The organism is Streptococcus sp. k-378 (assembly GCF_013277505.1).
Lineage (GTDB): Bacteria > Bacillota > Bacilli > Lactobacillales > Streptococcaceae > Streptococcus > Streptococcus pseudopneumoniae.
The window spans coordinates 25,720-46,202 of record NZ_VMNC01000035.1; the positions used below are offsets into that span (position 1 = coordinate 25,720).

Genomic DNA, 20,483 nt, shown 5'->3' on the forward strand with positions numbered 1-20,483 from the left:
CCTCTGTATAGATACAAAGACTCTTCTAGGCTCCCAGGGGGGAGTATTCACTTAGATTAATTTCATTATAGAGTCTTTTGTTGTTTTTTGTCAAGTTTTTTGTTAATTTTATTTTTATTATTGCCAACTATTTCCATTTTGGAAACAGTTACTGCCTTTATAGAATATATTTTCTAAAAACAGTAAAAGCCGGCTAGGAACTAGTCGACTTTTTCTATGATATGGACTCCCTTGTAAATGCACGCATTTATTATAGGGCGCTGAACTAAATCAGTCTTACACTGTATCCATAGTATCAAATTATTTATAAGATGTCAACGATTCTTTTGAATACAACCATCATTTTTGTTAATTCCACATTTTTAGCATAAGCTGATTGATTCCTCTGGCAGCGCACTATAAAATTATCTATAGCTTGTTTTTGGTAGTCTAGTACTGCAGGAGAGCAATAAGCTTTAGCCAATACTAGAAGTGAAATTAAATCGTTTACTTTCTTATAGTTTTTGTATTTGATTACATCGACTTGTTTTGCAAAAGTAGTAATAACAGCGTTAACGTTTGATAATTTATCATTCTTTTCAAACACATTAAGTAGTAAAACGCTATTATGGGCACAGGCATTTCTTATATGTCTAGCTCCATCACCTAATTCTGAAGCTTTTTTTAATGATTTACATCCGTGTTTTTGGTAGTAGAATGTTACGAATTTGATGAGACAACCATAGTCCATATGTTCTAGCAATGCCCAATATGGATAATCATGTTTTCTTTTATTAAACATAGCGTTTTGATAACGTGACTCTCTGAATTTCTTCTTTGTAAACTCGTAATATTTATTGTATTGCGAGTTTTTGAACTCAGTCAGAATGCTATATCCATCTTCTTGCGGATTATTGTTTATTTGGCGAGAAAGTTCAACCTTAATAAAATGTTCCACATCGATTGCTATGTTTAAAAGTATAGCTCTGATTTTCATATCAAGAGATGCAAGATCCTGTAAATACGAGAAATCTAAATCCACATATTTACCATCTTTCTTTTTAAAGTTTTTCCTAAAGGCAGCGAGTTTGTAGTAGTAGTTATTCTTATCCAAGAAAGTTATTGCTTGACCTATAGAAATATTATTGAAGGTAACATCTTTAGAAGCTAGGTGATTGATAAGTTTTCTATTATTCCATTTTGGTTGACGACTCAATAGGTAGCACCTCCTCTATACACCCCGATAACTGCATAAATCTTGATGTGCGTGTCTTCGGCTGGTGGGAAGTCTAGGATGATGTCTTCGTACTTGTCATTGAGTGATACGAGGCGTAAGCGTCCGTTTTCGGTATAGATCTTCTTAAAGTAAGAACGGTCTCCGTATGCGATAACTGCTAGGTCTCCGTTGTAGGTGGTCAGTCCTTTGTCTACTAAATAGAGAATGTCTCCGTCTTGGTAGTCAGGCAGCATGGAGTCTCCGCTGACCTTAGTCGCAATGTCGTGACGTGGTGGTTGCTCGTCAACCTCTATAGTCTCTCTGTCTGTATCGTCGTAACCGAATCCATAGTTAAATCCACAAGCTGCAGCCGTCTCAGATACAACCTCAACTTGGTACAAGCTGAGAACTTCCGACACTTCGTTTATCTTCGTTTCTTCTTCATTTTGCTCTGTGTACATCTCGCCGTTTGCTTTTTGTCTCTCCAGAAGCTCCTCAGAAGTCCGTAGCACGATTTTTTTATTATCTGGGGTTAATTGTACCAACTTATCATTTATCTGCTGTGTGAGCGAATCTGGGGACGCTGTGGGGGTGTCTGCTTTACGAATAGACGGAAATAAATCGTCAATAGATACTCCAAAAACGTTAGCGATGTCAAACATAGTATCTTTTTTGGGAGAACGATAACCTTTTTCGTAATTCCCAATAGTTGTTTTTCCGATTCCTATTTTTTCAGCAAGGTCTGTTTGTGTCCAATTGTTTATTTTCCTGTATTCTTTAATTTTGTTTCCGATGTAGAGAGCTAGTTCTTCTTTATTCATAGTATTTCACTCCTTTTCTTACATAAGATTATATCACAAAAGTCCACTTTTTGTAACTTTTTTTGTAAAATTGTAAAAAAAGTGTTGACGAAGTCCACGAAAAGTGGTATAATTAAATCATGGTTGAGGTAATCAATCAAATAAATACAGGAGGAAAAGAGATATGCGGAGACGCAAAAAGCCTGAAAAGGCAACAAAAAAAGAGCCATGGCTTGACGGTCCTAAGGCTCTAGTTATCTCGACGGTTGTTACCGCGAGCGTTGAACTAATCAAACACTTCTTCAAGTAAGAAGTGGGGTGAGCGGGGCGAAAGCCCCAAAGCTCACTATTAGTATAGCATATCTCGAAAGATTTGTCATGAAAGACAAGAAGAAATTTTGGAATGTGGTTTGCTGGACGCTAACTGGCTTTATCTGGGTGTACTTCATCTGGAAATGGTTTTTTTAAAATGAATAGGAGGTGATTATGGTTTGCAAATGAAGCTAATCCAATTACGCAAAGAAAGGGGTTTGAATCAATCAGATTTGGCAGGTGTTCTTGGTATTTCTACCAATAATTACGGTCAAAAGGAACTTGATAATAGAAAATTTGATATTCATGAAATGTTTACTATCGCTGATTACTTTAACAAGGATATCGGCGATATATTTACACCTCTTTGTCCACGAAACGTAGACAAGCAATAAACGTCAAAAAGGTCAAACTTTTTCAAAAATCGATAGAATAATTCTATCAAAACTGTTGACAAGTACCAACAGTTTTGAAAAGACCTATTAGTAGAAAGGAAAAAGTCAATGTATGGAGCGAAAATGAGGGAGCTGAGAATGGCTCAAAAGCTGGGCTTGCGTGAGCTTGCCAAGCGAACCTTGATAGACTACACGACCTTGTCACGGATCGAGAACGACCTGAAGGCAGTGACGCTGTCGCAGGCGGTGGTCATCGCCAAGGCGCTAGGGTGTAGGGTAGAAGATATGTTGTAGGAGGAAATACTATGAACAACGCAGCGCAAAAAGTAACACGGATTGACAGAGATGCCTGGGAGATCGCTACGGAGCTGGCGAACGAGTACGGCGTATCTATTTGTCACATCATCAGTGAGAGCGTCCGCTACTGTGCAGAGAATGCCGAGTTTAAGGAGATGGACGTTGTCGTTAAACGGTTGGTAGTCGGCAGTAAGGTGCTGGAGTAGGAGGGGAAGAGATGAATGCAAATGTAAATGTATTTTATGAATTAACTTGTAAAGACTTGAACGAAGCGATTGACGCAAAAAATAAAATCATCGCCAATACACTTGACGATGAAACTGTTGAGATAAAAATTGAATTCTTACGTGATGTTTGAACTGTAAAATCGCTCGGAGATGGTTCTATCGTAGATCGCGTAATAGAGCCATGGTCGATTGTCTGATAGCTGTAGCTGGAGAATCGCTTTTATTGCTCTCGTTTACAGTGTAGAACATTGCAGATGCCAATGTAGCATCAAGTACAAACTTGTCTATATATTTGTGTTTCTTGCTATCGGAGTAAGTAATTGTCAGTGTAATTCGACCTTTATAATCTGGGTCTATTGATGATGTAAATTTTTGTCCTGGGGCAATCATATTTCCGATAAGTGAGTTGAAGCGGTGTACAGAATTCAATGGATCCAATTCGCCATCTATCTGAATATTATCTATATATGCTGGAGTTTGGCCAAAGTTTTTAAAAACAAAGGTACGTTGTTGATTTTTAACTGCATAGACATCTACATAAACATTAATATAAGGCTTTGCCATATCCTCTGTAGCTTTCTTTGTTTGCCAGAGTGAAATGGTATTAAAAACAAAACCGATAACTGCAATTATTACTGTGATATAGAGTGTCCAAATCTGGACATTATCATTGGTGATTTGTGGCATTAGATCACTTCCTTTCTGCTTTTATTATAGCAAAAAGGAGAGAAAAATAGAAAGGAGAGGAAGAGATGGCAAATAAGGAATTTAAAAATAGTTACTCAGTGAATCTACAACGTACAGAGAAGCTAAAATAGCGTGTGAGAAGCTATTTAGACAAGTCAGCCATGAGATAGAACTCAGAGCGCTGGAAAGTAATACAGTTTGACAAGAACGCAAAAAAGCACCTAACAGGAGTCAGGCGCTTACTAAAATAATCAAAATCATTATATCACAAAAATGCTTGCCCGCATAGTTGAGAGGATGTAAAAAATGGAAGGTATAACGTTACAATTACGATTGGACGGCGAAAGTGCTGAATTGTTCACCAATCAATTACTGGCTTTTGCTGAAAAGCAGGTCAAGGAGCAGTTAGAGAATGATCGTATGCCAATCAATCAACAGGCTTTGATGAAGAAGTTTGGCTTTACTCATGCCTATATTAAGAAATTAGAACGTAAAGGGTTAAGATTTCGTAAGCAAGGAAAAGATATTATGTACGATGTCAATGATGTTTATGAAATTTTGGAATTAGAGAAAGAAGTACGAAAATTAAGAGCATAAGGAGATAAAAATGTTTGAACCACCGATTTTAGACCAGCTTATGGGTGTTGGAGCTTTGCTGATTGGATTTGCAGGGGCTTATCGTCACATCAAATTGCAAGAGGAGCGTAAGGAAAAAGAAAGACGAGAAGAGCAAGAATTTGCGTCTATGATTATCCAAGTGCGTAATCATGCATACGAACGTGGTAGAGAGGACAAATGGCAAGAAATTCGTAAGAATATTCGTAGAGAGTTCAAGGGTTTCACCTACGACAACGAACCGCCTGTAGGATTGCGCCCTGAGCCTCTAGCCTTGCCAGAGCCGAAACAGTCTGCAATCAGACTTTTGTAATGATGAGGGCAGGAAATGGAAGAATTGATTGAATCGCTGGATAACCTGATTATGATTGTTAAAGAACTGGAAGGAAGGGAATCAACTTCAAGACATTTTATTACGACATGGGAAAACGATTATAAAAATCTATTACTAGTCAAAGAATACCTAACAGACTATAAAAAACTAGCTAAGGACTATCGTGATGTGGAGCTTAAAAATAAGCTGCTAAAGATTGAAAAAATGGAGCTGGAAGGCAGGTACATCTATGAGGATATGCGAATGAAGTATCGCGCTAACCGTAGGAAGTGGGGTGCTAGGTATGTCTGAAATTAAGTGGATAAAAATCACAACCGATATTTTTGACGATGAAAAGATTTGCCTGATTGATGCCTTGCCTGATCCTGATGCCATCTTAGTGATATGGTTCAAGATTTTGACACTTGCTGGAAAACATAACAGTAATGGTTTGTTGATGATGACTGATAAGGTTCACTATACAGATGAAATGTTAGCTACTATTTTTCGTAGACCATTGAATACAGTAAGAATGGCTATTGGAGTTTTTGAACAGTTTGGGATGATTGAGATTATCGATGGTATTATTAGCTTGCCAAATTGGGAAAAACATCAAAACGTTGACGGAATGGAGAAAATAAAGGAACAGACACGCAACCGTGTAGCCAAATACCGTAAAAAACAGAAAAATCTTGCTCTTGGTAACGTTACAGGTAACGTTACAGTAACGGACGGTAACGCACTAGAAGAAGATAAAGATAAGAATAAGAATAGATTAGATAAAGATAAGAATAAGAAAAGAATAACTACTACTACTACTAGTAGTGGTGGTCAAGAAAATATCTTAGAACTTTTTCAATCTGAATTTCGTAGGCTCTTATCTGGATTTGAAATTGAAGAAATCAACCATCTCCTAAATGAGAATGATGTGGATTTGGTGAAAGAAGCATTGAAGACTGCTATTAACTCAGGAAAGCCGAACATCAAATATATTGGTGGGATTTTAAGAAATTGGCAGATGAACAATGTTACCACTGTTGAACAGGTTCGTCAATCGGAAAAGAAGAACAAGGATAAGAAAGAAGAACAGGAGGCCAAGGACGAATGGGGGTACTAGAACTAATTGAACAATTCGAGATTGACTATTATCCGTTAAGCTACGAGAAGAAAACTCTTTTAGCAGACCAACCAATTCATCAAGTGGTTGCCTGCTTGTCTGAAATGGCTAGCTGGCATAAATGTGGAGGTCGTCTGTCATGGTAGACAATGTGTTTGAGGAGATTGCCTTATCTTATCACAGGAATACAGAACAACAAGATGAGTTTTGCGAAAAGCATAACATTCCTTTGATAAAGATATTGCGGACTGAGAGTGTTGTATGCCGCATGTGTGAATCTGAGCGGATCCATGAGGAGAATCAAGCAAGAGTGAATGAACTGGCCGACGCTGAGAATGAGCGAGAGAGGAAATACTATCTTGAGAAGTTTTCTCTTTATGATGAGGTTTTGAAAAATGCGACTTTGGACAACTTTGAGACACCCACTGAAAAAGAAGCAGAAAAGCTAGCTTTTGCAAAGAGGATTTGTCGTGAGTGGTCTGAGGGGGCTAGGAACAACATCGTGTTACAAGGAGAAGCTGGAACTGGTAAGAGCCATTTGGCCTTTGCGATGGTTAAGGCTCTATCTGAGTACACGAAAGAGATTGCGATTTTTATCAATGTGACGGACTTGTTGATGAAGATTAAAGCTGATTTTAGTCAGGAAGAGTTTCTGGTCAATAAAATTGCCAGTGCTAAGTTCTTGGTTTTGGATGATTTGGGCATGGAAAAGGATAGTGAGTGGTCGTTTACTATCCTCTACAATATCCTGAATAAGCGTTCAAATACAATCATTACCACCAATTTGACTTCTGCTGATATTCAGAAAAGATATGGCAGACCCTTTATGTCCAGACTGATGAAGGGTGTGGATAAAGACCATTTGATGGTTTTCAACGACTTGACAAACAAGCGGAAGCACTATTTTTAGAATGGAGGTGGCTGATGTTTATTTTAAGACATGGAACAAGAGAGGATAAGCCCTTTCTGAAATCCGTGGTTATCGGAGTGACCGGCTTGGACATTTCATATTCTGAGGAGAAGAAAGCCATGCAGTTTGTTTCTCGGGGGGCAGCCCTACAGGTAGGAAAGGCATTGAGGGGTTCCTTTGGGAACTTTTACCCTGTTGAGGTGGAGTGATGTTAGAGCTTTAATTCGTCTACAACGGGCACTGCAAGTTTTACCTTGGGATGTTTGACAATGTCGATGATCTCATTGAGCAGATGGAAGACCATCAGTGGGCTTTCTCGGCTATCACTCAGCCAAGGTTTCAGAAGCACATTGGTCAGCGGACGACACGGTTTGACTATGGTGCGAAGGATTGTTACTATTTAGCAACTTTTTTCAGGAGGAGAAGAAAATGATTGAATTTATTAAAGAATTTGGAATAACTTTTCTGTGCTTTTTTATCGGTTACTCAGTTGTGGAATGTGCGACAGGAAAGGAAAAGAAAGATGATTAATAATGTTACGTTAGTGGGGCGCTTGACGAAAGACCCTGAATTAAAACATACACCGTCGAATGTGGCGGTTGCTACCTTTACTCTGGCGGTCAATCGGAATTTCAAGGGAGCCAACGGCGAGCGAGAGGCAGACTTTATCAACTGTATGATGTGGCGCAAGCAGGCGGAGCTATTCGCAGAATGGTGCAAGAAGGGTAATCTGGTCGGTGTGACGGGTCGCATCCAGACAAGGAACTACGAGAATCAGGAGGGGCGCAGGGTCTATCTGACTGAGGTGGTCGCAGATGGTTTTGAGCGACTTGAAAAGCGTGATGATACTGCTAACCGTTCGAATATTGAGGAACAGATGCCAGGATACGCCCTTGAGGAAGATGATTTTCCGTTTTAGTGGGAGGTAAGAAATATGGTTGGAGTAACCTATCAGGAAATTCATCTCTTTGTTGAGTTTTTGAAAAAGCAGTATGGGCAAGGGCGTCCAGACTATATTGAAGCCCTGAACGACTTAGACGGTATGGCGGAAGTCTCCTATAGAGAAGCTATTGAAAGATTTTTAGACGATGAATTACGATAAACAGGTAGTAATCGAAGGACTGAAACGTACAATTGAGCAAAATGAAGAGAAGATAATCGAGTATTCGAAACCGTGCGATGCACGCAAGAGACGGATTAGAGCGCTGGAGCGCGATTTGTTGAAGAAAAAGAATAAAGAATTGAGGAAAAAAGTGGAGGAGTTGGAAGATGAAATATAAAGTGACAGAATACCATTCAGATTTTCAAGAAGAACAGACTGGCACTTGCGAATTGTGTTTTGGTACAGCGTGGGTTGAAAATGGTTCAATAACGGTTGAAGATGAAAATGGAACTGAAACAGAAATTTATTTAACTGTTTGGGATTGGGGCGATTACGACACAATCTACATTGATAATGTGGTTAATTTCTCAGCTTGGTTGCAAGAAAGGGAAGTTGACCAAATCGTTGAAGAAACCGAACGTTGGTCGTGGTTGCATGAATTGGTAGAAAAATATAATGAGGAGTTGGAAGATGATGGAAGATTTAAAGAAAAAAGTTAATGCAGTATACAACTGGACGGTAGAAGACGGGAAGCCGCAACCTCCCAAGCAAGATTTACCACAAGCGGTGAAAGACCGGGCGGACTATTTTTGGGAAATGGCAGAAGATGGTATGACGTTTATGGGAGCGATGGAATGCATCTTTGCTGATGAAAAGCCTACAGACTATGAATTGGGAGCTACTAAGGGTTGGTTGCCAAAATCTAAGGAGTTTGATGATTGGATTGGCTATTCGCCAAGCATGGCTCAGGTAGTTATTGCAGTTTATTTGATTTATGGAGGAAACTAAGATGAATATTAAGTCATTGATTAAGAAGTACGAAGCGGTTGAATGTGTTGTAGGTATTGTTAGCGGAAAAACTATTCTAAAAACCGTTCTAAGAGACTTGGAACAACTAGACGAACCGCAGAAAGTCAAAGTTCCGCAGTTTGTGGCTGAATGGATTGAGGAAGCTAGAAAAGCTTGTAAAGACGTGGCAGAATTATTCGAATTTGATTTCACGAACGATGAAGTTAGGAAATGGTTTATGCAAGAAAGACCATTTGATTTAGTTGCTCGTGCATGGCTTGACGGCTACGAGGTCGAAAAAGAGAAGCGGTATTTTGTTAGTCTGAATAATGGGCAACCTTTGACTAAAACGCAATCAGGGAAGGTTCTTTATTTTAACCAAAATATAATTACTGGAAATTATAAATTCACCCGCAAAGAACTTGAAGAAGCTGGTTTCGGCTGGGTGTTCGATTGTGAGGGTGTTGAAGTTGAGGAGGTGGAGTGATGATACAAACGCTTGAAGAAGGAATGAAGAATCAAAGTAAACGCATAAAAATCCCAATGGAAATTAGACCGTTTGATGTTGGTTATCGAATAGTAAATAAACACGGTCAAGCGCTGACCCTAAAAAACGGAGCAAGCATATTCGCTTTACCTTCGCTGGCCGAAAAAGCGATAAAGAAAGAGTTTAGTAAAAATGACCCAGACTTTGACATTGAAAAGCATTTTGTTGAAGAGGTCGCTATTGTCAATTTAAGTAAATTTCATAGTTATTTTGAGGAGGTGGAATAATGGGAGATATACGAATACTAGACGCTTGTTGTGGCAGTCGTATGTTTTGGTTTGATAAAAATGAGAGTCATACAACTTTCATGGACATCAGACAAGAAAAATTTGAAATACATGGGAAAAAGGTAAACGTAAACCCTGACGTTGTCGGAGATTTTCGTGATATGCCATTCGATGATGAAACATTTAATCTAGTAGTATTCGATCCGCCACATTTGAAATGGGCAGGTCAAAACTCAATTATGAGATCACAATATGGCGAGCTGGATAAAGTTACCTGGCCGGAAGATTTAGCCAAGGGTTTTGAAGAATGCATGAGAGTTCTAAAAGTTGGAGGTACTCTAGTTTTTAAATGGTCTGATTGTCAAATCAACGTTAAAGAGGTTCTTAAATCTGTACCTTTTAAACCATTGTTTGGACAACAAAGAGGTACTACGCATTGGATGACGTTTATGAAATTTGAGGAGGTCACAGATTGAAACGATTCATAGCTATCTGGATTCTGGTATCTGCTGGACTAAACATCTGGCAGATGGACAGGATTGCAGAACTAGAAAAGAAAAAGCCGATGGTTATCTACAAGGCGGATAACGCAGGCGCTGAGATATTTGGTAAGGTCGTCGAGAAAGGACGACATGGCAAATTATACACGCTTACGATTCGTGACTACGGGGTGTTTGTGGTTACGAAGGACGTGTATGAGAAAGTGAAAGTTGGGGATGAGGTGATGTTATGATACCAAAATTTAGAGCGTGGGATAGACTGCGAAAAGAAATGAATTACAAAGTCATGGTAGGCAATTGTGATCTAAGTGATGAAAACTGGACTTGTCCTATCATTTGGATTGAAGAGAAAAAAGATTGGTTACATTTTGATGATTATGAATGTATCATGCAATCAACAGGACTCAAGGATAAGAACGGCAAGGAAATCTTTGAGGGGGATGTTCTTGAAATTCAAGATGAAGGAGAAGTCCTTGGGAATGCAAAATTGACTTGGGATAATGAGCAAGCTGTCTTTATGATAGAAGCAATAAGTGTAGATGATATTGCGCCCTTTCATGAAATTCTTAGCGATGAAAGTTACTCTTATAGAGTCGTTGGCAACATCTACGAAAACAAGGAGTTACTAGATGCCTGACGTAGAATGGATTATGGAGAATTGCCATATGATGCGTGACAATGGTATCTGGGCAGGAGAGAAGCAGATTTCCTACGCTAGTCCAGATGGGCAATATACGTATTACGTAAACAAGCGTAAAGATGGCACTTATTATTTACATGGATCGTATAAACATTATGGCAGGACGTAGATGGACAGAAGATGAGGTTGATTATCTGGAGTGGTACGTCTTGTCCAGAGAAGAGCATGATTTAACACAGGCTTGCAAGTTTTTGGATAGAAGTTACAACGCAGTTCGGTCAAAATTAGCCAAACTTCAGAAATACAATCCTAACTTGCAATTTAAGCCCAAATGGTCAGACGCAGATGATAGCTATATCCTGAAATACTACCAACGCTTTTCGTACAAGACCTTGGCTCGTATCTTAGGACGTAGTGAGAAAGCCATTCGAGACCGCATCCGAAAATTAGGGAAACGAAAAATTTTAGACTTGACTATATTTCACAAAGATGTAGTTTCGCTAGCCAATCAAGGTATAGCTGTAAAAGATATCGCACAAAAATTAGGACTACATTACAATCAGGTATATTACTGCTTGAATAAACATCAGATTCCTTACAAAAAGCGAGAGTTTAGAAATCAAAGTAACAATCTCGCTTGGAGGAATTTGAATGATATGATTTTTATGAGGAGGACTTAACATGACAGACAACATAAACAAACCAAGCCACTACCAAGGCGCAAACGGTCTGGAAGACCTGAAGAAAGCCAGAAAGAACCTTGATTGGCTGATTGAGGAGATGGAGCATGAGTGAATACGCTTTGTATGATGGCGACACCTTCATTACCATGGGCACTCTTGCTGAAATCAGCAAAGAAACAGGAATTGCCGAGAGGATGTTGAAGTATTACACTTTTGCATCTACACAAAAACGCCATCCGAATGGTAGGGCAGTCATAAAGATTGAGGTGGATGATGAAGGATAAATTAAATCCAAGACAAGCAAGTAGGTTTGCTTTCTTGCTAAAGCAAAAACGTAAGGAAAGGAAGTTGTCACAAGAAAAGTTAGCAGCTAAACTAGGCTATAGTCGCTACCTGATTGCTAAATGGGAGAAGGAGGAAAGTGTACCGAATATTTATAATGTAGAAGATATCTGTACTTACTTTGCTTTTCCTGCTGATATTATTCTCGGGAGTAGGGCATGAAAAAAGCCAGCACAGCTGACTCCTCATGGTATGGTTTCGCATAACTATTATATCATGAGGAGGAGTTCGTGTGCAAATAGAGTTATTGGATATCATCGATGAAAAGAAAACCAGAAAGGAAGCTATCAAAGTCCTAAAAAAATACAGTCGTCTGAGACGGATTGCTGGAGAAGAATACGCCCCCAAAATAACAATATCCTACTCGCTTGAACCAAAATCATCAAGTGGTCAGACAAGTAAGCAGGTAGAAAGCATGGTCTTGCGTAGAGTATCAGCTCAGCAGGATTTAGAACTAATCGCTAAAGCAATCAACAATCTTTCCGATATGGAATATACACGTATCCTAATCGAACGATATTGCAGGAAGAAAAGGAGGGAAGACTACAGCATCTACTCAGAACTAGGCTACTCATCTAGTGAGTATTATCGGATATTAAACAAAGCTCTACTAGAGTTCGCGGAGTCCTATCAAGCAAGCAACCTTTTGGTTTACAAGTGATTTCTGGGAAAATCTTGGGAAAAATCTGGGAAAATCTTGGGAGAATTGGAACGAAAAAAGGTGCTAAAATAGTATTATCCAATGATTGGGTAACGAACAGTCATGAGGACTCCTAAAAATACAGAGGTTTCGGCCTCTTAGACAGTAAGGACAGGTTAGCAGGTTGTTTGGGTCTCCTTGAAACTTTTACCAAGCGTGCGTTTTACTGCTAGACCAGCTGGTTCAATTCCAGCTACTGTCATATTCAATGCCACGACCAGTGGCTTTTTTTGATTATTTGAAAGGTGGTGATACTTGTTTTGAATATTGTAGAACCAATCAGGGATAAAGATGATATACAGGCTATGAAAGATTATCTGAGAGAATGGAATGAGCGTAATTATATTTTATTTCTTTTTGGTATCAATTCAGGTTTGCGAGTTGGTGACATTTTAAAAATTCGAGTAAAGGATGTTCAAGGTTGGTATATCAAACTGAAAGAACAAAAGACTGGGAAGAAGAAAAAGATTAAAATGACTAAAACTCTCAAACGTGAGGTTAGAGAGTATATACAAAATAAACCTCATCATCATTTTTTATTTCAAAGTAGAGTCGGAAAAAATAAACCACTTGATCGTAGGACTGTGGATTGGATTTTAAAAGTTGCTGCATCTGAGTGTGGTATTGAAAATATAGGAACTCATTCAATGAGGAAGACATTTGGATATCATTATTATAAAAAGACAAAAGATATAGCAATGTTGATGAGTTTGTTTAATCATTCATCACCAGCTATTACCTTAAGATATATAGGTATTCGTCAAGATCAACAGGACAAAGCGATGTCAAATTTTGGATTGTAGTTAACCAATTAGACATAACGAGTCAAACGCTAATTCATTTAGTGGATTACTGTATATCCTTATTGTGTTAGGCTTTTTGGCGACTGTTTGAATTAGACAGAATATAAGATATGTCTAATTGAACGCTAGAAAATATAGAGTAACAGCAATTTAAAATAAGTATCTTTAAGATAATTATTGACGAAAGATGTAATGGACAAAGAATATTAAACAATGATTGAAGTTTCAACTCGAGAAGAACGAAACCAGTTTTACAATTCCAGCGAGTGGAGAACGATAAGAAGGCAAGCACTTAAACGAGATCATTACGAATGTGTATGGTGCAGGGATGAAGGCAAGGTCACGACTACTAATTTAGAAGTTGACCATATCAAGGAGCTAGAGTTCTATCCAGAGTTCGCGCTTGATATCGATAACCTACGAACATTGTGCAAAGCATGTCATAATAAAAGGCATGATCGTTTTGATAAGAATGACAGAAATTTCCGAAAAGATGAATGGTGGGGTTAGGTGAACGAATCTTAAACACCCCCCCGGTCAAAAAAATCAGGAAATTTCAAAGGAACCAGTAAGCGGTCTGCACTCGACTGTCCAAATTTTTAACAAAAAATTAAAGGGGGTGGGGGGTAATGGAAGAATACTCGGAAAAAAATATAAAAGAATTAGAAAATCAGCTACTTTCTAAAATTGGCTATTTCAGTCCTAGAAAAAAGGATGCGATTCAGTATGAAAAAGTCAATCGCTATCTTTATCTTGTCCGGCTGCTTTATGAGCTGAAAGCTAAACTTCATGAAGACGGACTGGTCATCACTGTTCACAATGGACAACAAAGATTCCAAAAAGCGAATTCTCTCATCAAGGAAATCAACACAACCAGTAATCAGCTTTTGGCTATTGAGCGGTCGTTTGATTTTGATGTTGAAAATTCTCCTGTCGAGAAAGCTACGTCTGGAAGTGATCTGTTATGATTTCTCATCCGCTGGTTGATGACTACATCAAAATGGCCGAGAATGGAGAAGTTGTTGTCAACAAGGAAAGGAAGTTGCTGTTTAAAATCATCAAGGAGAAAATCTATCCTCGTGATGATTTGTATTTTGATAATGACTTGATTGATAAGTTCATTCGGTTTGCGGAAAAGAATTTTTTCCCTCTGGCTAAGTATCAACTTTTCTTGACACCGTTCATTTTTCTTTTTCGGAAGGTAGACGAGGAACCACACTTTGACGAGTATCTATACACACTTGCTCGTGGGGGTGGTAAGAATGGTTTTATGTCAGCAAGGTCATCGTTTTTTATCAGCCCTATCTACCCTATCAGAGATTACGATGTGACTATCACTGCTAACTCTGAGAAACAGGGTAAGGTTTCGTTTGAGGAAGTTTATGAGACTATCCAAAGGCGTGGTCTTGAGAACCATTTCTATCTGACTAAAATGTCTATCACAGGTCGAGCGAACAACTCGGTCTTTTCTTTTCGGACGAATAATCCGAAGACTATGGACTCTGCTCGTGATGGTTGTCTTGAGTTTGATGAGATTCACCAATTTGAAAATGATAAGGCTGTGAAGGTTCAAAGGTCTGGTCTTGGTAAGATTGCTCATGTCAGGACTTTCTACAACGGTACGAATGGGTATGTGCGCGAGGGGTTCTATGACAAGCTGATAGAGAAGTCTATGCAAATCTTGAATGGAGAGGTTGATGATTTCAGACTCTTCCCTTTTATCTGCAAGCTTGATAGTGCGGATGAGGTGGATGACATGAAGAATTGGCCGAAAGCAAATCCGATGTTGGATGAAAGCACGCCTTACGCTAAGAGGTTGCTTGCTAGAACTAAGGCTGACTATGATGACCTTGAGCTGGAGCCGTCTGGTCGTCAGGAGTTCATGACTAAACGGATGAATCTTCCTGAAGCAGACCTTGAGAAAGATGTGACGACTCGTGAAAGATTACTTGCTTGTTTACGTTCGCCTGGTATTGACTTGTTGGGTAAGTCCTGTGTCGCAGGATTTGACTATGCTAGCATTCGAGATTTTGCGAGTGTTGGTTTGTTGTTTAAGAACGGAGATGAGTTTATCTGGAAGCAACATTCATTTGCTCGTAAAGCATTTTTGAAAGCTTTTAAACTTAAAGCTCCTATTCAGGAATGGGCAGATAGAGGCTTATTTACAATTGTGGACGGCCCTAGTATTGACCCTCGTTTATTGGTCGAAAAATTGAATGAATGGAGTAAGTTTTATCAGATTGAGCTTGTATGTGCAGATGGTTTCAGAATGGACTTGTTAAAACCTCTTTTGGAAGAGGCTGGTTTTGAATATGAGTTCTTGAGAAATCCTGGGGCGATTCAATCCAAGGTTGCGCCAATCATCGAAGATGGATTTGCTAATGAACGATTTATCTTTGAGAATGATAATTCTATGATTTGGTATACGGATAATACCTACGTCAAAGAGGACAAGGATGGCAATAAGCGTTTCTTGAAGAAAGAGCCCGTCAGAAGAAAGACGGATGGTTTCCATGCCTTGATTGCTGCTCTATACAAACGTGAGCTTGTACATGAGTCGAACGTTGGGGAATTCCTCGATATGTTAGAGGATTGGGAGTTTTAATCTAAGAATAAATTTTGGGTGGTAGGTTGGTAATTGGATAGGAAGGAGGGGAAGCATGGGGTTCTTAAATTTATTTAAGCGTGATGCGCCTGATGTTGGTTTTGATTTTGAAGAGTTGGAACGAATGTTGGGGTGTTTGCAGTTAAAGAGTTTAGCGATTGATAAGTCGGCGGAGTTTGTGGCTCGTATCTTTGCTAAGTCGGAATTTCGGTATATGGTGGAGAATCATCATGTGACGTCAGACTGGGATTATATTTTAAATGTGCGTCCCAATAAGAATGAGTCGGCCTCGGAGTTCTGGCAGAAGGTCATTTATCGCTTATTGACGAAAAACGAAGTACTCATTGTTTTGTCTGATGATAAGCAGTTACTGGTAGCTGATGCTTTTACTCGTAGGCGTTATGCTCTGTATGATGACACCTTTGAGATGGTGTCTGTCGGGGATTATACATTTCAGAGGAAGTTTGCTATGAGTGATGTCATCTTTCTTCAGTATAATAACAATCGCTTGCAAGAATATGTATCTGACTTGTTTTCTGATTATGAAAAACTACATACTCGTCTGGTGGAAGCCTTAGCTAGAAATAATCAGATCCGTGGGGTTCTGGCTACAAAAGCGAATGGAACTTTTGATGAGGATAAGAGAAAGAAACTGCAGAGATATGCGGACAATCTTTTTAAGTCCTTTACGTCTAAGACGGTTGCCATTGTACCGACAATGGATGGTGTGGAGTATTCGGAGTTGACCAATACGGTAGGAACTACAAATCTATCAGTTGAAGAGTTGAAGAAACTGAGACGTCAATTTGATGACGAGGTTGCGGATATATTAGGTTTGCCGACGGCTTTGATGCATGGAGATATGGCTGATTTGTCTAATAGCCAGAAGATGTTTAACAGTTATTGTTATGAATCGCTGGTTAAAAAAGTGGGTGACGCTCTAAACCATGCTATGGTGAGTTCGGCTGGATACGCTAATCAGAAAAAATTTGTGATTTTTGGTGAGGGGGGACTGGATAAGTTTGCTCTGGCTGAGAACATAGATAAACTCATCTCATCTGGGGCTATGACTCGAAATGAGGTGAGATTGGAACTTGGTCTTGAGGCTGTTCCTGGTGGGGATTCTTTCCTTATCACTAAGAACTATCAGGGTGAAAACGAAATAGAGAAAGGAGGAAATGAGGATGACAATCATTCAGATTAAGGGAGCGATTGTATCCAATGATGACCGCTGGTTTTATGATTGGCTAGACATGGATGCAACCGCTCCTAAGGATATTGTATTGCCGACGACGGGAGAAGATGTGGAGGTGCACATCAATTCTGGTGGTGGTGATGTGTATGCTGGTAGTGAAATCTATACAGCATTGCGTGCTTATCAGGGGCATGTGACGGTGAAAATCGTGGGGATTGCTGCTAGTGCTGCGAGTGTTATCGCTATGGCTGGTGATCAGGTGGAAATTAGTCCTACAGCGCAGATCATGATCCATAATGTATCTGCTGGTGTACGTGGTGACCATAAGGCGCTCTTGCATGAGGCTGGTGTGTTAGAAGGGTTTAATAAGTCCATCGCATATGCCTATATTGATAAGACTGGTAAGGCATTAGATGATTTACTGGATCTAATGGAGGGTGAAACGTGGTTTGATGCTCGTTCTGCTGTTAATCATGGCTTCGCAGATAAGGTCATGTTTGAAAGTCAGGAAGCTCCTGTCTTGGTAGCTAGTCAGACACCTGTGATTCCTCGTGATTTTATCGAAAAAATCCGATCTGCGATGACCCCAGATGTGGAGTTATTGGCGGACTTGGTTCGTGATAGGTTGAATAACAGTTTACCTATCCCAGAAGATAAGAAAAAAGAAGACAAGACGGCTGAACCTGTGGGGTTGGGTCGTTTCCCATTTTAAGAAAGGAAATAAAAAACAATGATGAAACTTGGTAATGAATTTACAACTGCTCGTCAGAACTTTATGAATGCAGTAGAAACTGGTGCTCCTATGGAGGAGTAAAATAAGCTCTATAACGAGATGATTGAGGCATTGACAGATAAGTTGCAAGATGATGCTCGAGAAGCTGCTCGTAAAGAAATCGCAACTATGAATCCATACGATGCACAGTTGACTGCTGAAGCTCGCGAATTTTTCAACAACATTGAGAAACTTCCTCCCAAAGGAATTGAGAAATTGTTCCCTCAGGAAACAATTGACCGTATTTTTGAGGATATGGTGGCAGCCCGTCCACTTCTTCAACACATCGGCTTGCGTAATGCTGGTATTCGTTTGAAATTCCTCAAGTCTAGTCGTACAGGTCAAGCGGTTTGGGGTAAAATCAATGCTGAAATTCAAGGACAATTGAAACAAGAATTTGCTGAAGAAGAAGCGATTCAGTCTAAATTGACTGCTTTTGTTGTAATCCCTAAAGACTCTGAAAAGTTTGGTCCTGCTTGGCTACAGTCTTACGTATCCATTCAAATTACAGAGGCCTTTGCAGCTGCTCTTGAAGCTGGTTATTTAAATGGTGATGGGGACAACAAGCCTATCGGGTTGTCTCGTACTCTTACAGGGACTGCAGAAAGTGAAAAAGTAACTTATGCTGAGAAACAAGCTCAGAAAAAACCATTGACTTTCGCAGACTCTGCTACCGTGGTAAAAGAGTTGACGGAGGTTTATAAATACCATTCTACAAAAGCTGACAATACCACTCCTGTTGCAGTAGAAGGTAATTTGGTTATGGTAGTGAACCCTGTAGATGCCTGGGATGTGAAGAAGCAATATACGTCTCTCAATGCTCAGGGTGTATATGTAACAGCTATGCCTTATAACCTCATCTTGGTTGAGTCGGTTGCTCAAGCGTCTGGTAAGGTGACTACATTTGTCAAAGGTCGCTACGATGCCTTTGTAGGTGGGGGGATTGAATTTGGACGATTTACCGAAACCTATGCTTTAGAAGACTTGAATCTCTACACTGCTAAGCAATTTGCTTATGGTAAAGCGCATGATGAAAAGACTGCTGCTGTGTGGACACTGAATATTGGAAAATAAAAGGTGACGAAGGATGGAGATTGAAGCTAAACTTCATTCCCTCCTTGATCCTTTTAAGGAGCGGATGAGAATTTTTCATAGCGGAGAAGATGCGAATCTCTCACGGATGTTAGAAAGTTCTCAAATGGTTATTACCCGCTTGGTAGGAAGTGGGAATATACACGATCATCAAATAAGGGAACTTATCTTAGAACGTGCTCGCTATGTCTATAATGACCAAGTTGAATTTTTTTACGAAAATTTCAAAGCGGATATTTTAGCATTATCGTTAGATAAGATAGAAATGGAGGATAGTGATGATTAAGGTATTAAAAGAGTTTTATGACCTCAAGGAGGGAGTCCTTAGGCAAGTCGGAGAAAGGTTTGAAGCGACAGAAGAACGATTTGCTGAGCTAAAGGAACATTTACCTGACTATGTCGAGTTGGAAAAGTCGTCCAGAAGTCGTAGCTCTAAGGAAGTAGTGAGTGTAAATGAAGAGGAGTGAGGGACCAAGCTATCGTTACAAAAAGCCTGAGTCTCAAAATGGAGACCTGAGAACTCCCCTGACTTTCTATACCTCTAAAATAAAAAAAGGGGTTGATGGTCGTGATGTGAGTTACGAGAAGGCTTTTTATACGATGGGGCAAACTTATTCTCCAAGTATGAAAGACGTTGAGATTGCAACTGGAAAAGCGATGAAAGCTAAGATGACTTTGAAGATTCGTGACCCTCTGACAGATTATCAGCCTGAAAATCGGCATTTTGTCGAAGTGGGGGATATCCGTCTAGTTGGTAAGAAATGGCAAATCATTGATGTCCGTCCTGATTTTGCTAATCGGGATTTTTTGATTGTCCTTATCGGAGGTGGTCGTGATGTCTAGTGGAGCTAATCTAAAAGGATTTGATGATATTTTGAGGAATATTGAGGCTCGACTAGGAGAGCCGGTAGTTCGTAGAAAGGTCAACAGAGCCTTGAAGGAGACGGTTGAGGAGTTTGAGCCAACTTTCAAACGGGCTATGGCGGTGTACGCTGACACTGGGAAGACGGTTGGTGCGGTCGTTCATGGGAATGTGACTGGTACATCCAGCGGAGTTCCAATGGTTAAATTAGGTTTTAAAAGTCCTCGTTGGACTATTATTCACTTAAATGAATTTGGATATGCAAAGAATGGGCATCCTCGTGGTTTCGGAGTCATGCGCCGCTTTTTTGAAGCGAGTAAGCCGGTCTTTAAGTCTAAAGTCGGCATGAAGTTAAAACAGGAGTTTTTGTAATGATTAAAGACAAATTAACTGAACTCTACGATGCTTTGGAAGAGGATGAGTCTTTATCTGGTATTAGTATCAAGTCTTTTGAGCGTCCTGAGAGCTTGGGAGATGGCGAGACCAGTATTGTCATTATCCCTGTAGGGCCTCCAATGCAGACGGCTCACGGTAGTAATACTAGTTTGGCTAAGACTTTTCTCTATCAAATCAATGTAGAGTCTACTAATCGAGTGGAGTGTAAAGAACTCCAAGGAAGAATTGAAAAAATAATGGAAGAACAGGGATTTTATCAGACTGAAGGTGGTTTGGAACAATGGATTCCTGATATTAAGCGCTATGTAGACGTTCGGACTTATCGTGGTATGAGCGCTCTATATGAGAAATACTAGAAAG

At 39.6% G+C, this 20,483-nt stretch carries 41 protein-coding genes and 1 pseudogene; 39 read left to right on the forward strand and 3 right to left on the reverse strand.

Features of this window, described 5'->3' with window-relative positions; translation table 11 throughout:
* Positions 1 to 304 precede the first annotated feature (304 nt).
* A complete protein-coding gene (locus HT719_RS04260) occupies positions 305 to 1,195 on the reverse strand; it encodes an Abi family protein (RefSeq protein ID WP_172928366.1) in 891 nt (296 codons plus the stop codon).
* Entirely contained in the window at positions 1,192 to 2,016 is an 825-nt protein-coding gene (locus tag HT719_RS04265) for a S24 family peptidase (protein WP_172928368.1), read from the reverse strand. Before HT719_RS04265 ends, HT719_RS04260 begins: the two co-directional genes overlap by 4 nt.
* Before the next feature lie 163 nt (positions 2,017 to 2,179).
* Here HT719_RS04265 and HT719_RS11885 point away from each other — a divergent pair, with 163 nt between their 5' ends.
* The 5 genes from HT719_RS11885 (at position 2,180) to HT719_RS04285 (ending at position 3,357) form a co-directional block, all read left to right on the forward strand.
* Positions 2,180 to 2,305, forward strand: a complete 126-nt coding sequence (locus tag HT719_RS11885) for a hypothetical protein (RefSeq protein WP_263850217.1) — start codon at positions 2,180 to 2,182, stop codon at positions 2,303 to 2,305.
* 187 nt (positions 2,306 to 2,492) lie between these two features.
* Positions 2,493 to 2,702, forward strand: a complete 210-nt coding sequence (locus tag HT719_RS04270; RefSeq protein ID WP_345790025.1) for a helix-turn-helix transcriptional regulator — start codon at positions 2,493 to 2,495, stop codon at positions 2,700 to 2,702.
* A gap of 108 nt (positions 2,703 to 2,810) precedes the next feature.
* The gene (locus HT719_RS04275; protein WP_000274131.1) at positions 2,811 to 2,996 is read left to right on the forward strand and encodes a helix-turn-helix transcriptional regulator; all 186 of its coding nucleotides are present in this window, start codon (positions 2,811 to 2,813) and stop codon (positions 2,994 to 2,996) included.
* A gap of 11 nt (positions 2,997 to 3,007) precedes the next feature.
* Positions 3,008 to 3,205: a hypothetical protein gene (locus tag HT719_RS04280; protein WP_001057655.1), complete on the forward strand. Its 198-nt coding sequence runs from the start codon at positions 3,008 to 3,010 to the stop codon at positions 3,203 to 3,205.
* Positions 3,206 to 3,216: 11 nt separating this feature from the next.
* Positions 3,217 to 3,357 (forward strand): hypothetical protein, encoded by a 141-nt coding sequence (locus HT719_RS04285; protein WP_000993373.1) that lies wholly within the window; start codon positions 3,217 to 3,219, stop codon positions 3,355 to 3,357.
* A 25-nt stretch (positions 3,358 to 3,382) separates the two neighbouring features.
* Here HT719_RS04285 and HT719_RS04290 read toward each other — a convergent pair whose 3' ends face one another.
* Complete coding sequence (locus tag HT719_RS04290; RefSeq protein ID WP_001135683.1) at positions 3,383 to 3,913, reverse strand: hypothetical protein; 531 nt, start codon at positions 3,911 to 3,913, stop codon at positions 3,383 to 3,385.
* A gap of 306 nt (positions 3,914 to 4,219) precedes the next feature.
* Here HT719_RS04290 and HT719_RS04295 point away from each other — a divergent pair, with 306 nt between their 5' ends.
* The 34 genes and pseudogenes from HT719_RS04295 (at position 4,220) to HT719_RS04460 (ending at position 20,479) form a co-directional block, all read left to right on the forward strand.
* Positions 4,220 to 4,510 (forward strand): hypothetical protein, encoded by a 291-nt coding sequence (locus HT719_RS04295; RefSeq protein ID WP_023937079.1) that lies wholly within the window; start codon positions 4,220 to 4,222, stop codon positions 4,508 to 4,510.
* 10 nt (positions 4,511 to 4,520) lie between these two features.
* Complete coding sequence (locus tag HT719_RS04300; protein ID WP_138700464.1) at positions 4,521 to 4,841, forward strand: hypothetical protein; 321 nt, start codon at positions 4,521 to 4,523, stop codon at positions 4,839 to 4,841.
* Positions 4,842 to 4,856: 15 nt separating this feature from the next.
* Positions 4,857 to 5,153: a hypothetical protein gene (locus HT719_RS04305; protein ID WP_000391808.1), complete on the forward strand. Its 297-nt coding sequence runs from the start codon at positions 4,857 to 4,859 to the stop codon at positions 5,151 to 5,153.
* Entirely contained in the window at positions 5,146 to 5,958 is an 813-nt protein-coding gene (locus tag HT719_RS04310; protein WP_001289775.1) for a phage replisome organizer N-terminal domain-containing protein, read from the forward strand. The genes HT719_RS04305 and HT719_RS04310 overlap by 8 nt, the downstream gene beginning before the upstream one ends.
* Positions 5,946 to 6,104 (forward strand): hypothetical protein, encoded by a 159-nt coding sequence (locus tag HT719_RS04315; RefSeq protein ID WP_172928370.1) that lies wholly within the window; start codon positions 5,946 to 5,948, stop codon positions 6,102 to 6,104. The genes HT719_RS04310 and HT719_RS04315 overlap by 13 nt, the downstream gene beginning before the upstream one ends.
* Positions 6,098 to 6,868, forward strand: a complete 771-nt coding sequence (locus HT719_RS04320; protein ID WP_000228207.1) for an ATP-binding protein — start codon at positions 6,098 to 6,100, stop codon at positions 6,866 to 6,868. The genes HT719_RS04315 and HT719_RS04320 overlap by 7 nt, the downstream gene beginning before the upstream one ends.
* 14 nt (positions 6,869 to 6,882) lie before the next feature.
* Complete coding sequence (locus tag HT719_RS04325; RefSeq protein ID WP_138700461.1) at positions 6,883 to 7,077, forward strand: hypothetical protein; 195 nt, start codon at positions 6,883 to 6,885, stop codon at positions 7,075 to 7,077.
* Between the two features lie 314 nt (positions 7,078 to 7,391).
* A complete protein-coding gene (gene ssb, locus HT719_RS04330) occupies positions 7,392 to 7,787 on the forward strand; it encodes a single-stranded DNA-binding protein (RefSeq protein ID WP_000609556.1) in 396 nt (131 codons plus the stop codon).
* A gap of 15 nt (positions 7,788 to 7,802) precedes the next feature.
* A complete protein-coding gene (locus HT719_RS04335) occupies positions 7,803 to 7,970 on the forward strand; it encodes a hypothetical protein (RefSeq protein ID WP_000233205.1) in 168 nt (55 codons plus the stop codon).
* Positions 7,957 to 8,148 (forward strand): hypothetical protein, encoded by a 192-nt coding sequence (locus HT719_RS04340; RefSeq protein ID WP_001105094.1) that lies wholly within the window; start codon positions 7,957 to 7,959, stop codon positions 8,146 to 8,148. The genes HT719_RS04335 and HT719_RS04340 overlap by 14 nt, the downstream gene beginning before the upstream one ends.
* A complete protein-coding gene (locus HT719_RS04345; RefSeq protein WP_166731639.1) occupies positions 8,138 to 8,470 on the forward strand; it encodes a hypothetical protein in 333 nt (110 codons plus the stop codon). The genes HT719_RS04340 and HT719_RS04345 overlap by 11 nt, the downstream gene beginning before the upstream one ends.
* Positions 8,442 to 8,759, forward strand: coding sequence for a hypothetical protein (locus HT719_RS04350; protein ID WP_172928372.1), 318 nt, complete (start codon positions 8,442 to 8,444; stop codon positions 8,757 to 8,759). The genes HT719_RS04345 and HT719_RS04350 overlap by 29 nt, the downstream gene beginning before the upstream one ends.
* Position 8,760: 1 nt before the next feature.
* Entirely contained in the window at positions 8,761 to 9,246 is a 486-nt protein-coding gene (locus HT719_RS04355) for a DUF1642 domain-containing protein (protein WP_172928373.1), read from the forward strand.
* Entirely contained in the window at positions 9,246 to 9,533 is a 288-nt protein-coding gene (locus HT719_RS04360; RefSeq protein ID WP_172928374.1) for a hypothetical protein, read from the forward strand. The genes HT719_RS04355 and HT719_RS04360 overlap by 1 nt, the downstream gene beginning before the upstream one ends.
* Positions 9,533 to 10,009 carry a class I SAM-dependent methyltransferase gene (locus tag HT719_RS04365; protein ID WP_000502463.1) on the forward strand — a complete coding sequence of 159 codons (477 nt, stop codon included), beginning with the start codon at positions 9,533 to 9,535 and terminating at the stop codon, positions 10,007 to 10,009. The genes HT719_RS04360 and HT719_RS04365 overlap by 1 nt, the downstream gene beginning before the upstream one ends.
* The gene (locus HT719_RS04370) at positions 10,006 to 10,266 is read left to right on the forward strand and encodes a DUF1372 family protein (RefSeq protein WP_000819332.1); all 261 of its coding nucleotides are present in this window, start codon (positions 10,006 to 10,008) and stop codon (positions 10,264 to 10,266) included. The genes HT719_RS04365 and HT719_RS04370 overlap by 4 nt, the downstream gene beginning before the upstream one ends.
* Before the next feature lie 38 nt (positions 10,267 to 10,304).
* The gene (locus tag HT719_RS04375) at positions 10,305 to 10,670 is read left to right on the forward strand and encodes a YopX family protein (RefSeq protein ID WP_230558124.1); all 366 of its coding nucleotides are present in this window, start codon (positions 10,305 to 10,307) and stop codon (positions 10,668 to 10,670) included.
* Entirely contained in the window at positions 10,663 to 10,842 is a 180-nt protein-coding gene (locus HT719_RS04380) for a hypothetical protein (RefSeq protein WP_172928375.1), read from the forward strand. The genes HT719_RS04375 and HT719_RS04380 overlap by 8 nt, the downstream gene beginning before the upstream one ends.
* A complete protein-coding gene (locus HT719_RS04385; protein WP_172928376.1) occupies positions 10,793 to 11,353 on the forward strand; it encodes an Lrp/AsnC family transcriptional regulator in 561 nt (186 codons plus the stop codon). The genes HT719_RS04380 and HT719_RS04385 overlap by 50 nt, the downstream gene beginning before the upstream one ends.
* Positions 11,354 to 11,460: 107 nt before the next feature.
* Positions 11,461 to 11,640, forward strand: a complete 180-nt coding sequence (locus HT719_RS04390) for a hypothetical protein (protein ID WP_050207556.1) — start codon at positions 11,461 to 11,463, stop codon at positions 11,638 to 11,640.
* A complete protein-coding gene (locus tag HT719_RS04395; RefSeq protein ID WP_000653363.1) occupies positions 11,630 to 11,860 on the forward strand; it encodes a helix-turn-helix transcriptional regulator in 231 nt (76 codons plus the stop codon). Before HT719_RS04390 ends, HT719_RS04395 begins: the two co-directional genes overlap by 11 nt.
* A gap of 70 nt (positions 11,861 to 11,930) precedes the next feature.
* Positions 11,931 to 12,359: an ArpU family phage packaging/lysis transcriptional regulator gene (locus tag HT719_RS04400; protein ID WP_023940104.1), complete on the forward strand. Its 429-nt coding sequence runs from the start codon at positions 11,931 to 11,933 to the stop codon at positions 12,357 to 12,359.
* A 299-nt stretch (positions 12,360 to 12,658) separates the two neighbouring features.
* On the forward strand, positions 12,659 to 13,201 hold the full coding sequence (locus HT719_RS04405) for a site-specific integrase (RefSeq protein WP_001028145.1): 543 nt from the start codon (positions 12,659 to 12,661) through the stop codon (positions 13,199 to 13,201).
* Between the two features lie 213 nt (positions 13,202 to 13,414).
* Positions 13,415 to 13,711, forward strand: a complete 297-nt coding sequence (locus HT719_RS04410) for an HNH endonuclease (protein ID WP_000573817.1) — start codon at positions 13,415 to 13,417, stop codon at positions 13,709 to 13,711.
* Positions 13,712 to 13,830: 119 nt separating this feature from the next.
* Positions 13,831 to 14,169, forward strand: coding sequence for a hypothetical protein (locus HT719_RS04415; protein ID WP_000393459.1), 339 nt, complete (start codon positions 13,831 to 13,833; stop codon positions 14,167 to 14,169).
* On the forward strand, positions 14,166 to 15,806 hold the full coding sequence (locus tag HT719_RS04420) for a terminase TerL endonuclease subunit (RefSeq protein ID WP_166730729.1): 1,641 nt from the start codon (positions 14,166 to 14,168) through the stop codon (positions 15,804 to 15,806). Before HT719_RS04415 ends, HT719_RS04420 begins: the two co-directional genes overlap by 4 nt.
* A gap of 55 nt (positions 15,807 to 15,861) precedes the next feature.
* Positions 15,862 to 17,010, forward strand: coding sequence for a phage portal protein (locus HT719_RS04425; protein ID WP_000506468.1), 1,149 nt, complete (start codon positions 15,862 to 15,864; stop codon positions 17,008 to 17,010).
* Positions 16,991 to 17,713 (forward strand): head maturation protease, ClpP-related, encoded by a 723-nt coding sequence (locus tag HT719_RS04430; RefSeq protein WP_000152604.1) that lies wholly within the window; start codon positions 16,991 to 16,993, stop codon positions 17,711 to 17,713. Before HT719_RS04425 ends, HT719_RS04430 begins: the two co-directional genes overlap by 20 nt.
* A gap of 18 nt (positions 17,714 to 17,731) precedes the next feature.
* Positions 17,732 to 18,847, forward strand: a pseudogene (locus HT719_RS04435) (phage major capsid protein).
* Between the two features lie 13 nt (positions 18,848 to 18,860).
* On the forward strand, positions 18,861 to 19,151 hold the full coding sequence (locus tag HT719_RS04440; protein WP_000401888.1) for a hypothetical protein: 291 nt from the start codon (positions 18,861 to 18,863) through the stop codon (positions 19,149 to 19,151).
* Positions 19,144 to 19,332 carry a hypothetical protein gene (locus HT719_RS04445; protein WP_000598693.1) on the forward strand — a complete coding sequence of 63 codons (189 nt, stop codon included), beginning with the start codon at positions 19,144 to 19,146 and terminating at the stop codon, positions 19,330 to 19,332. Before HT719_RS04440 ends, HT719_RS04445 begins: the two co-directional genes overlap by 8 nt.
* On the forward strand, positions 19,319 to 19,708 hold the full coding sequence (locus HT719_RS04450) for a hypothetical protein (protein ID WP_000830391.1): 390 nt from the start codon (positions 19,319 to 19,321) through the stop codon (positions 19,706 to 19,708). The genes HT719_RS04445 and HT719_RS04450 overlap by 14 nt, the downstream gene beginning before the upstream one ends.
* Entirely contained in the window at positions 19,701 to 20,099 is a 399-nt protein-coding gene (locus HT719_RS04455; protein ID WP_000094295.1) for a hypothetical protein, read from the forward strand. Before HT719_RS04450 ends, HT719_RS04455 begins: the two co-directional genes overlap by 8 nt.
* Positions 20,099 to 20,479, forward strand: a complete 381-nt coding sequence (locus HT719_RS04460) for a hypothetical protein (protein WP_000588569.1) — start codon at positions 20,099 to 20,101, stop codon at positions 20,477 to 20,479. The genes HT719_RS04455 and HT719_RS04460 overlap by 1 nt, the downstream gene beginning before the upstream one ends.
* Positions 20,480 to 20,483 lie beyond the last annotated feature (4 nt).

Excerpts from the sequence above, each read along its gene's own strand:
- HT719_RS04265 (WP_172928368.1), bottom strand. The coding sequence starts at position 2,016 with ATGAATAAAGAAGAACTAGCTCTCTACATCGGAAACAAAATTAAAGAA.
- HT719_RS11885 (WP_263850217.1), top strand. The coding sequence starts at position 2,180 with ATGCGGAGACGCAAAAAGCCTGAAAAGGCAACAAAAAAAGAGCCATGG.
- HT719_RS04270 (WP_345790025.1), top strand. The coding sequence starts at position 2,493 with ATGAAGCTAATCCAATTACGCAAAGAAAGGGGTTTGAATCAATCAGAT.
- HT719_RS04275 (WP_000274131.1), top strand. The coding sequence starts at position 2,811 with ATGTATGGAGCGAAAATGAGGGAGCTGAGAATGGCTCAAAAGCTGGGC.
- HT719_RS04280 (WP_001057655.1), top strand. The coding sequence starts at position 3,008 with ATGAACAACGCAGCGCAAAAAGTAACACGGATTGACAGAGATGCCTGG.
- HT719_RS04285 (WP_000993373.1), top strand. The coding sequence starts at position 3,217 with ATGAATGCAAATGTAAATGTATTTTATGAATTAACTTGTAAAGACTTG.
- HT719_RS04290 (WP_001135683.1), bottom strand. The coding sequence starts at position 3,913 with ATGCCACAAATCACCAATGATAATGTCCAGATTTGGACACTCTATATC.
- HT719_RS04295 (WP_023937079.1), top strand. The coding sequence starts at position 4,220 with ATGGAAGGTATAACGTTACAATTACGATTGGACGGCGAAAGTGCTGAA.
- HT719_RS04300 (WP_138700464.1), top strand. The coding sequence starts at position 4,521 with ATGTTTGAACCACCGATTTTAGACCAGCTTATGGGTGTTGGAGCTTTG.
- HT719_RS04305 (WP_000391808.1), top strand. The coding sequence starts at position 4,857 with ATGGAAGAATTGATTGAATCGCTGGATAACCTGATTATGATTGTTAAA.
- HT719_RS04310 (WP_001289775.1), top strand. The coding sequence starts at position 5,146 with ATGTCTGAAATTAAGTGGATAAAAATCACAACCGATATTTTTGACGAT.
- HT719_RS04315 (WP_172928370.1), top strand. The coding sequence starts at position 5,946 with ATGGGGGTACTAGAACTAATTGAACAATTCGAGATTGACTATTATCCG.
- HT719_RS04320 (WP_000228207.1), top strand. The coding sequence starts at position 6,098 with ATGGTAGACAATGTGTTTGAGGAGATTGCCTTATCTTATCACAGGAAT.
- HT719_RS04325 (WP_138700461.1), top strand. The coding sequence starts at position 6,883 with ATGTTTATTTTAAGACATGGAACAAGAGAGGATAAGCCCTTTCTGAAA.
- ssb (WP_000609556.1), top strand. The coding sequence starts at position 7,392 with ATGATTAATAATGTTACGTTAGTGGGGCGCTTGACGAAAGACCCTGAA.
- HT719_RS04335 (WP_000233205.1), top strand. The coding sequence starts at position 7,803 with ATGGTTGGAGTAACCTATCAGGAAATTCATCTCTTTGTTGAGTTTTTG.
- HT719_RS04340 (WP_001105094.1), top strand. The coding sequence starts at position 7,957 with ATGAATTACGATAAACAGGTAGTAATCGAAGGACTGAAACGTACAATT.
- HT719_RS04345 (WP_166731639.1), top strand. The coding sequence starts at position 8,138 with ATGAAATATAAAGTGACAGAATACCATTCAGATTTTCAAGAAGAACAG.
- HT719_RS04350 (WP_172928372.1), top strand. The coding sequence starts at position 8,442 with ATGATGGAAGATTTAAAGAAAAAAGTTAATGCAGTATACAACTGGACG.
- HT719_RS04355 (WP_172928373.1), top strand. The coding sequence starts at position 8,761 with ATGAATATTAAGTCATTGATTAAGAAGTACGAAGCGGTTGAATGTGTT.
- HT719_RS04360 (WP_172928374.1), top strand. The coding sequence starts at position 9,246 with ATGATACAAACGCTTGAAGAAGGAATGAAGAATCAAAGTAAACGCATA.
- HT719_RS04365 (WP_000502463.1), top strand. The coding sequence starts at position 9,533 with ATGGGAGATATACGAATACTAGACGCTTGTTGTGGCAGTCGTATGTTT.
- HT719_RS04375 (WP_230558124.1), top strand. The coding sequence starts at position 10,305 with ATGAATTACAAAGTCATGGTAGGCAATTGTGATCTAAGTGATGAAAAC.
- HT719_RS04380 (WP_172928375.1), top strand. The coding sequence starts at position 10,663 with ATGCCTGACGTAGAATGGATTATGGAGAATTGCCATATGATGCGTGAC.
- HT719_RS04385 (WP_172928376.1), top strand. The coding sequence starts at position 10,793 with ATGGCACTTATTATTTACATGGATCGTATAAACATTATGGCAGGACGT.
- HT719_RS04390 (WP_050207556.1), top strand. The coding sequence starts at position 11,461 with ATGAGTGAATACGCTTTGTATGATGGCGACACCTTCATTACCATGGGC.
- HT719_RS04395 (WP_000653363.1), top strand. The coding sequence starts at position 11,630 with ATGAAGGATAAATTAAATCCAAGACAAGCAAGTAGGTTTGCTTTCTTG.
- HT719_RS04410 (WP_000573817.1), top strand. The coding sequence starts at position 13,415 with ATGATTGAAGTTTCAACTCGAGAAGAACGAAACCAGTTTTACAATTCC.
- HT719_RS04415 (WP_000393459.1), top strand. The coding sequence starts at position 13,831 with ATGGAAGAATACTCGGAAAAAAATATAAAAGAATTAGAAAATCAGCTA.
- HT719_RS04420 (WP_166730729.1), top strand. The coding sequence starts at position 14,166 with ATGATTTCTCATCCGCTGGTTGATGACTACATCAAAATGGCCGAGAAT.
- HT719_RS04425 (WP_000506468.1), top strand. The coding sequence starts at position 15,862 with ATGGGGTTCTTAAATTTATTTAAGCGTGATGCGCCTGATGTTGGTTTT.
- HT719_RS04430 (WP_000152604.1), top strand. The coding sequence starts at position 16,991 with ATGACAATCATTCAGATTAAGGGAGCGATTGTATCCAATGATGACCGC.
- HT719_RS04440 (WP_000401888.1), top strand. The coding sequence starts at position 18,861 with ATGGAGATTGAAGCTAAACTTCATTCCCTCCTTGATCCTTTTAAGGAG.
- HT719_RS04445 (WP_000598693.1), top strand. The coding sequence starts at position 19,144 with ATGATTAAGGTATTAAAAGAGTTTTATGACCTCAAGGAGGGAGTCCTT.
- HT719_RS04450 (WP_000830391.1), top strand. The coding sequence starts at position 19,319 with ATGAAGAGGAGTGAGGGACCAAGCTATCGTTACAAAAAGCCTGAGTCT.
- HT719_RS04455 (WP_000094295.1), top strand. The coding sequence starts at position 19,701 with ATGTCTAGTGGAGCTAATCTAAAAGGATTTGATGATATTTTGAGGAAT.
- HT719_RS04460 (WP_000588569.1), top strand. The coding sequence starts at position 20,099 with ATGATTAAAGACAAATTAACTGAACTCTACGATGCTTTGGAAGAGGAT.